Raw genomic sequence first — 8,314 nt, 5'->3', positions numbered from 1 at the left:
GTCTACCTTGGCTTTGAAAACATCAGGGAGATCGCCTTGGCCTCAAGCCTGTTTGAAGCCGTCATGAGGGAGACCCCGCCTCCCAGACGGGATAAGATCCTAAAATTATTAAGCCAGTCTTATTTTTGTGCCTATTTCTGCCGCCAGTTGGCCTCTGAGGTTCCCTTTGAAGAGGAAGAAGTCTTCATCTGTAGCCTTCTTTATCAGATTGTTCGTATTGTCCTGGCCATCTACCACCCCGGGGCCTACAGACGGCTCCTCAAAAAGGAGAAGGCCAATCCAACATCAGCCCACAAGATGCTTTTTCGGCTGGCCGAAAAGGTCGCTGATTGCTGGTCCCTGCCCCCGAGCCTCCTCTATACCCTGGAGGGCTCTCCTAGAGCCCATTCCCCCGGGACCTTAGCCAACTTTATCGACCGTATGAATCAAGCCGTTATTAGGGCCTCGGTCACAGGTGATCTTCTTCCCCTAAAAGAGACCTTAAAAGAGCTGGGACTCTCAGACCTGCCCCTCAATTCACTACTTAAAAGGGCCTACCAGACCGTAAAGGAACTCTCTCCCCGAATAGCCACAGAGATTCCCATCTATAAGTTTAAAGACAAAGGGGCCTCCTCCCCCGGTCTTCCATCTCCCGAGGAGGAACTCCAGAAGACAGATTTTTATTTCCGGGCCCTTTCCGAGATTACCACCAGTCTTACCTCTGATAAGTGCAGTTATGAAGAGATTCTCCTCATGGTCTCTGAAGCCCTTTGCCGGGGTCTGGCCTGTGAGACAGTGGCCCTTTCCATCATGAGCCTTGACCGCCGGAAACTCGTCTTTAGGTACGGCCTGGGCCCTGAGGCCAAGGGGATCAAGGGGGAGTCGATCCCCACAGACAATAAGCTCTTCCGAGACATCTTCTCCCAGGCAAAGGAATGGTCAGGAAGCCTAGAAGAACTACCCGAGGCCGGCATCCTTGGCCAGATTTGGCCGGGACATCAGGTTCTTATCTCTCCTTTAACTATAGCTGGTAAGGCTGTAGGGGCCTTTTTTGGCTTGCGAAAAACGCCTTTTGGAGACGAGGAGAAACAAAAGGCCGAGGCTTTGAGAAACCTGGCCATTTTGGCCATTACCACTAAAAGATAGGTAGGCCTAGACTCAGTGAAGTCGGGGATAAATGAGGTAATAAAAGAAGAGACTGGCCATAGCCACCCTGATCACCCAAAGATACCAAGGACTTTTCTTAAAATAATTTATGACGAATTGTCTCTTGTTCATTGTTTAGACCCCAATTACCTCATAGACAGCGGGCAAATGACGGTATTTTTCGGCATAATCGAGTCCATAGCCTACCAGGAATCCCTGAGGAATACGGAATCCCACATAGTCTATCTTGATATCTATCTCCCGTCGCTCGGGCTTGTCTATGAAACAGCACCTCTTAACCTGGGCAGGCTGGTGAAGCCTCAAGACCTCTTCAAGGTAAAGAAGGGTCCGGCCGGTGTCGATGATGTCCTCGACGACAATGATCTCTTTACCGGCGATAGGTAGTTCGATGTCCTTGGTGATCTTGATCTCCCCGGAGCTAGTGGAATGACCGTAGCTTGCCAGACGGACGAAGTCAATCTCATGAGGGATCTTAATCGCCCGGCACAAATCGGCCATAAAGACAAAGGCCCCCTTGAGGATCCCAATGAGCACCAGAGGGCGACCGCTGTAATCCCGAGAGATCTCCTCTCCCAGCTGGGCTACCCGAGCGGCGATCTCCTCGGCGCCGATGAGCAATCTTAGTTCGGCCATTACTCTCCCTTCCTGAGCGAGATCACTTTTTTATACAGCCCTTTGCGATCCAATCCAAGGTCTCGGGAAAGAAGCCTGGCTATCTCCGCCGGAGAAAGCCCGTCGGCAAGAAGGGTTTTTATCAGGTCGTCAAGGTCAGAGGCCTGAGGTGAAAGGCCTCCCCGGGCCCCTTCTATCACCACCACATATTCACCGCGACAGGGTTCTCTGGAGACCCTTTTTGCCAAGTCCCCAATTGGACCTAGTAGATATTCCTCATGGAGTTTGGTCATCTCCCTAGCGACAAAGGCCCTTCTTGGACCCAGGATCTCGGCGGCAAGGATCAAGGTTTGGCGGATGCGCCGGGGAGACTCAAAGAAGATCACAGGAATCGACTGATATCTTAAAGAGGCCAAAAGAACACCCTTTTCAGCCTCATCCTGAGGAAGGAACCCCCAAAAGATGAAGGCCTCAGCCCGAAATCCAGAGACACTAAGGGCGGCAATTGGGGCCGAGGGGCCTGGAACAGGAATGACCTGAAGCCCCGCCTCTCTGACACGACGGACCAGATAGGCTCCCGGATCAGAGATTCCCGGGGTGCCCGCCTCAGAGACCAAGGCCACTTTAGCCCCTTCTTTGAGACGGGCAATAAGTTTTGGAGTACGTTTTTGTTCATTGTGTTCATGAAGACTAATCAGGGGAGTTTTGATACCGTAAACACTCAGGAGTTTACGGGTAGTCCTGGTATCTTCGGCGGCAATGATATCGACTTCTTTTAAGACCTCAAGGGCTCTGATGGTAATGTCTTTGAGGTTCCCAATGGGAGTGGCAACAACAAAGAGGACTCCTTGATTACTTTCACTCACCTGGTGGCCTTGTAGACGTGAAAGATGCGCTGGATAGCCGTAAGATTGGCCAAGAGGGCCAAGGCAACGACTACCGCCCCCTCAAGACTAAAAACAAGCCCGATAATAATGGCCAGAATGCGTTCAAATCTGGTAAAGATTCCCACCCGGCACTCCACTCCCAGCCCCTCGGCCCGAGCCCTGGTGTAGCTGACCAGAAGTGAGCCCGAGAGAGCCAAGATGGTGGCTACCTGGGCCCACAGAAGACCTTGAGTGTGGAAGTGGACAAGAAATCCAGTAAAAATGGCTATTTCTGCATAACGGTCCAAGGTGGAATCCAAAAAAGCACCAAATTTTGTCTTCTGTGAGGTTGTCCGGGCCAGAAGACCATCAACGGCATCCAGAGGGCCAAAGAGAGAAAGGGCGATGCCGGCCCAAAATAGCTGACTAAAACCGATAAGGACTCCCACCAAGACACAGCCCAAAAAACCCAAAACACTCACCGTATTAGGGCTGATACCAAGGCGGTGAAACAGACGGGCCAAAGGAAGAAGCAAAGGCTGACTGGCCGTCTTGACCCGTTCAGTAAAGGTGATGGTCTCCTCACAAGGCACGATAGATACCTCCAATAAATAAGGAAAATATAAAAGCCCACCTTGGGCGTCAAGGTGAAGATAATGGGTTTTATTTGTCTTTCATTTGCCTTAAAATGCCTGGCCATCAAGATGAAGATTGCTTTAGCACAAATCAATCCTACCATTGGTGCCTTCTCGGCCAATCTGGCCAAGATGGTCCGTATGGGCCAGGAGGCCAGAGACCAAGGCTGTGAGCTGATCGTCTTTCCTGAATTGGCCGTCTGCGGTTATCCCCCTAGGGATCTTCTAGAGCGAGAAGAATTTATCAGGGCCAACCTCGAGGCCATTGAAGGCCTTAAGCGAGGCCTTGAGGGAATCGCCTTCATCTGCGGCTTTGTCGACAAGGTGGACCACCCCCGAAGCAAGCCGCTCAGAAACGCAGTGCTGATGGTAGACAGTGGCCAGGAGCTGACCCGGGGCTACAAAAGACTCCTGCCCACCTATGACGTCTTTGATGAGGTCCGATACTTTGAACCCGGCACTGGGCCGGTAGTGGCTGACTTCCGGGGAATCCGCTTCGGTCTTTCTATATGTGAAGATATCTGGAACGACCCTGACTTCTTCCCCCATCCTCTCTATGAGATTGATCCCGTTGAGGAGCTGATCGCCTCTGGGGCAGAGATAGTTATCAATATCTCGGCCTCCCCCTTTTACTTAGGCAAGGGACGGCTTCGGGAAAAACTCCTTGGTCATCTATCTGGCAAATATCAGCGGCCCTTTCTTTATTGCAACCAAGTTGGCTCTGACGATCATCTTATCTTTGATGGACGCTCCTTGGCCGTGGCTCCAGATAGGGTTTTTGCCCGGGGGGCCAGTTTTCGCGAGGACTTAGTTGTTGTCGATCTCGACGGCCTCCGAGGAACAATCCGTCCCCGACTTGAAAGAGACGATGAAGAGGCCCTTGAGGCCCTGATCTTGGGAATACGAGATTATTTTTCCAAAACCGGATTTCATTTGGCCATTGTTGGTCTCTCTGGGGGTATAGATTCCTCGGTCACCGCCAGTCTAGCCACTTTGGCCCTTGGTCCCGATGGTGTCCTCGGGGTACTTATGCCCTCGCCCTATACATCTGAGGCCTCCCTGGAAGATGCCCTTTACTTGGCCAAGGCCCTAAAGATACGGCAGAAAACTATCCCTATTTCCGATATCTACCGTCAATATCAGGCTGTCCTCGGTCAGGCCCTAGGGGAGGAGCTAACAGATATAGTTGACCAGAACATCCAGGCCCGCATTCGGGGCAATATTCTCATGGCCTTGGCCAACCAGTACAGAGGGTTAGTACTTTGTACTGGCAATAAGGCCGAATTTGCCGTCGGATACTGTACTCTCTACGGAGACATGTGCGGGGCCCTCTCGGTTCTGGCCGATGTCCCCAAAATGATGGTCTACAAGATTGGCCGGCTGATAAATAACCGGGCCCAAAGGGTCATCATCCCAGAAAGGGTCTTTATCAGAGCTCCTTCGGCCGAACTTAAACCAGATCAAAAAGACCAAGATGATATCCCAGACTATATTCTCCTTGATACGGCCATCAAGGAGTATGTTGAAGATCTCAAATCCGTCTCCGAAATCCTGGCCGAAGGTCTTCCTAAGGAGGCCCTAGAGCAGACCTTAAGACTACTTTATCGGGCAGAATACAAGCGTTGGCAGGCGGCCCCTGGCCTCAAGATTACTCCCCGAGCCTTCGGTTATGGCCGGAGATATCCCATTGCCCATGGTTTTGAGCCACTGGGAACTAGAGACTTATGGAAGTAGAAGTAAAGGAGTGCATAGAAATTTTGGAAAAGACCTTTGTCCACTCCCCCATTGGAATCTGTATTCTGGATCAGGATCTCTATGTCCGCTGGGTCAATCCTAGTTATTGTCGATATCTAGGCCTTGGCCCAGAAAGGCTTCTGGGAAGGTACCAGCCAGAGCTCATTGAGACCTTAATCGCCCCTTTGTTTGAAAACCCTGAGCTTTTCCTCCAAAAGGCCCAGACCTCCTATGAAAAAAGAAAAGAAACCGTCTTCTCCTGCCACCTTCTCCCTGATGAAGGACGAGAAGAACGATGGCTTGAGAGATATTGCCACCCTATAGAAAAGGGACCCTTTGCCGGAGGAATCATCGAATACTACACCGATATCACTACCGTTAAACTGGCCGAAGCCCACTTAAGGGAAAGGGACCAACAACTCCAAGACCTCTTTGACAACGTCAACGATCTCATTCAGAGCGTTGATGCCCGCGGACGATTCGTATTTGTCAATCGCCGCTGGAAAGAGGTCCTGGGATACAGCAATCATGAGCTTGATACCTTGACCGTATTTGACATCATCAGCCCGGAAGAACGAAACCATTGTCTTTCTATCTTCCGCGACCTTCAGATCAAGGGGCCCACTAGTGTCCAGATCGAGACCACCTTTCAGACCAAAGAGGGCCGTTCTGTAACCGTAGAGGGAAACATTACCGTCCGGAGAGACGAAAAAGGCAATTTCCTCTACACTAGGGGCATCTTTCGAGACGTGACAGAAAAAAGACGTCTAGAGCATCAATTGCGTCAGGCCCAGAAGATGGAGGCTGTAGGGACCCTAGCTGGAGGGATTGCCCACGACTTCAATAACATCCTCACGGGCATCATTGGCCACCTGGAACTGGCCCTTCTCAGGCTTCCGGAAGACTCACCGGTGGTCCGGGATCTGGAGACTATCAAGGGTCAGGCTGAAAGGGCCGCTGGTCTTGTCCGCCAGCTTCTGGCCTTCAGCCGGCGCCGGATGCTTGAGTTCGAGATCCTTGATCTCAATCAGGTGGTAAGGGAGCTTGCCGGAATGCTCTCCCGGATAATCGGGGAGACCATAGAACTCCGGCTAGATCTAGCCCAGGATCTTCCTTCAGTATATGCCGACCGCTCTGCCCTGGAGCAGATAATCCTCAATCTCTGTGTAAACGCCCGGGATGCCATGCCTGAAGGTGGACGGTTAACCATTGAGACCACCTGTAGTCCCCTTTCCCTTGAAGGAAACTTTGGCCAGAAAAAGGCTACCAGATATGTACTGCTCCGTATTGTGGACACCGGAGTGGGGATCCCCAAGGAGATCCAGGAGCGAATCTTTGAACCTTTCTTCACCACCAAAGATCCTGGTAAGGGTACTGGACTTGGGCTTTCCATGGTCTATGGGCTGGTAGAACAACATCGTGGGCAGATCAGACTAAAGAGTGAACTTGGCTTAGGGAGCACTTTTGAAATCTATCTACCAGCTTATGAGGGCCCAAGACTCTTCTCCGCCCCCCGGAATACCTATTCGAGCCCTGTTTTGGAACAGCTTCGGGGCCAAGGTCTGATCCTCGTAGTTGAAGACGAGGCCGCCCTTAGGAACCTTATAGAAGAGGCCCTGGCCGAGAAAGGATACCAGGTGGTCTTGGCCACCAGTGGCAAAGAGGCCCTTGAATATCTAGCCAGACGTAAGGTTGACCTTATCGTCTCCGACGTGGTCATGCCGGAGATTGGCGGTCGAAGACTCTATGAGATCCTGAGGGCTCGCGGAGATAAGACCCCTTTTCTCTTTATCAGCGGCTACAGCCTCTCTCAGCTCGACAGCCAATTCTTAAGTCGTGAAGATATCGTCTTTCTAGCCAAGCCTTTCAGGCTGCGGACATTTCTGACCACGGTGAAGGAGATCCTAAGCAAGAGAAGATCTTAACGGAAAAGCTCTTGGGCCTCTTTGGTTCGGAAGTTGAGCTCCACCAAGAGAAACTCAAAATCTTTTCTTTTGAGGCCAAGGCGCAGGAGAAGCTCTCCTTCATACTTATAGGCCAACCCATCCAGCCCCACCCCATACCCCAGGGATAAGGTTAGTATGTTAGCAAGGGCCACCACACCGGTAAGGGTGTCTTCTAGATAGATTTCCGGCCGGTGGTGATTCCCTACGGCCCGGACAATCTCCTCGGGGAAACGCCAACGAGAAAGAATCTCAGCCCCTAACTCGGCATGGTCAATCCCCAATACAGCCCTTTCGGCCTCGTTGAAGGACTGTCCTTCACAGACCATGGTGATTATCTGGGAACACTTCTCGGAGACAAACAGTCCCAGAAGGATTTTACCTATGTCGTGAAGAAGAGCGGCCGTAAAGGCAAAAGGTTTGGCTGAGGAAATCACTTCCTCCTGAATAAGATCGGCGGCCATCGCCGCGGCCATGGAATGTTCCCAAAGGTCGCGATCGGCCAGTTCATAGCCGATGACCGGTCTTTTCAAATAATAAGAGGCGCAGGTGGTAACAATGATGTCGAAGAGCCTCTTCTGGCCCAGAAGAGAAACAGCGGTGGTCAGGGAAGATACCTTACGAGGCAGGCCGAAGAAAGCCGAATTACAAAGCCGGAGGACATTGGCCGTCACCCCGGGATCAAAGCGGATGACCTCAACTAGATCTTCTACAGTGGTATTGGGCTCCTGGATGAGGGCCATAACCTTCTGGGCCACCTGGGGGAAGGGCGGGAGTTTGTCGATCTGTTTGTAGATCTTCTGGGTAATCTCTCTCATAGATCAAATTCCTTAAAGCCCGGAATCTTTACCGTAACCCTTCCGGTGCCAATCTCCAGACGAAGGGTTCGATTAACCGTCCCCCCGACGTGTTCTTCGGTAATCGAAAGTCCTTGCTCCCAAAGGATATTGCGGAGAACGACGTAGTTCTTCTTACCAATCTTAAAAAAGGAATCCCCCATAATCTGGGCTCCCCCAGCCACCTTAACCACCAGCCCTGCCCTTCTGGCCCCCAATCTTAAGACCTCATCGAGGAAAAGGGGAAAGGCCGTATCGGCAAAGATAAGGGGATTTTCCTGGGCCCGAGAGGGATCCAGGCTTGAATCAGGGAGCATATAGTGAAGAAGCCCTCCAACCTTTACCAAAGGGTCATACAGGACAACCCCGATACAGGAACCTAGGGATGGGGCCACCAGAATCTCCTCCGGCTCCCGAGAGATCTTCATATCGGCCACATCGACAATTATCTCCATATCACGACGGTCAGCCAAGGATTGCACCTCTTGTTTTTTTGCGCTCCCTGGGTTTCTATTTCGGCCAAATTATGCCTAGCTATAATC

At 51.6% G+C, this 8,314-nt stretch carries 8 protein-coding genes; 3 read left to right on the top strand and 5 right to left on the bottom strand.

Features of this window, described 5'->3' with window-relative positions:
• On the top strand, window positions 1–1,125 hold a 1,125-nt coding region (locus ACXJJX_RS06640), incomplete at its 5' end, for an HDOD domain-containing protein (RefSeq protein ID WP_456433402.1).
• Between the two features lie 135 nt (window positions 1,126–1,260).
• Here the strand turns inward: ACXJJX_RS06640 and hpt are convergent.
• From hpt to ACXJJX_RS06625, 3 genes are read right to left on the bottom strand one after another with little or no spacing between them, the layout of a single operon-like run.
• On the bottom strand, window positions 1,261–1,779 hold the full coding sequence (hpt, locus tag ACXJJX_RS06635) for a hypoxanthine phosphoribosyltransferase (RefSeq protein WP_456433400.1): 519 nt from the start codon (window positions 1,777–1,779) through the stop codon (window positions 1,261–1,263).
• Window positions 1,779–2,624, bottom strand: coding sequence for a 16S rRNA (cytidine(1402)-2'-O)-methyltransferase (gene rsmI, locus ACXJJX_RS06630; RefSeq protein ID WP_456433398.1), 846 nt, complete (start codon window positions 2,622–2,624; stop codon window positions 1,779–1,781). Before rsmI ends, hpt begins: the two co-directional genes overlap by 1 nt.
• Window positions 2,621–3,217, bottom strand: a complete 597-nt coding sequence (locus ACXJJX_RS06625) for a CDP-alcohol phosphatidyltransferase family protein (RefSeq protein ID WP_456433396.1) — start codon at window positions 3,215–3,217, stop codon at window positions 2,621–2,623. The genes rsmI and ACXJJX_RS06625 overlap by 4 nt, the downstream gene beginning before the upstream one ends.
• Before the next feature lie 63 nt (window positions 3,218–3,280).
• Between ACXJJX_RS06625 and ACXJJX_RS06620 the strand changes: the two genes are divergently transcribed.
• Together ACXJJX_RS06620 and ACXJJX_RS06615 are read left to right on the top strand one after the other, a co-directional pair.
• Window positions 3,281–4,993 (top strand): NAD+ synthase, encoded by a 1,713-nt coding sequence (locus ACXJJX_RS06620; RefSeq protein ID WP_456433394.1) that lies wholly within the window; start codon window positions 3,281–3,283, stop codon window positions 4,991–4,993.
• Window positions 4,984–6,918 carry a hybrid sensor histidine kinase/response regulator gene (locus ACXJJX_RS06615; protein WP_456433392.1) on the top strand — a complete coding sequence of 645 codons (1,935 nt, stop codon included), beginning with the start codon at window positions 4,984–4,986 and terminating at the stop codon, window positions 6,916–6,918. Before ACXJJX_RS06620 ends, ACXJJX_RS06615 begins: the two co-directional genes overlap by 10 nt.
• Here the strand turns inward: ACXJJX_RS06615 and ACXJJX_RS06610 are convergent.
• Window positions 6,915–7,754 carry an HDOD domain-containing protein gene (locus ACXJJX_RS06610; RefSeq protein ID WP_456433390.1) on the bottom strand — a complete coding sequence of 280 codons (840 nt, stop codon included), beginning with the start codon at window positions 7,752–7,754 and terminating at the stop codon, window positions 6,915–6,917. The two genes, ACXJJX_RS06615 and ACXJJX_RS06610, sit on opposite strands and share 4 nt — an antisense overlap.
• A complete protein-coding gene (locus tag ACXJJX_RS06605) occupies window positions 7,751–8,245 on the bottom strand; it encodes a chemotaxis protein CheD (RefSeq protein WP_456433388.1) in 495 nt (164 codons plus the stop codon). Before ACXJJX_RS06605 ends, ACXJJX_RS06610 begins: the two co-directional genes overlap by 4 nt.
• Between the last annotated feature and the right edge of the window lie 69 nt (window positions 8,246–8,314).

It is taken from the genome of Thermosulfuriphilus sp. (genome assembly GCF_054026695.1).
Note: the sequence above shows the minus strand (reverse complement) of the source record. Positions and strands in the feature narration are given on the sequence as shown.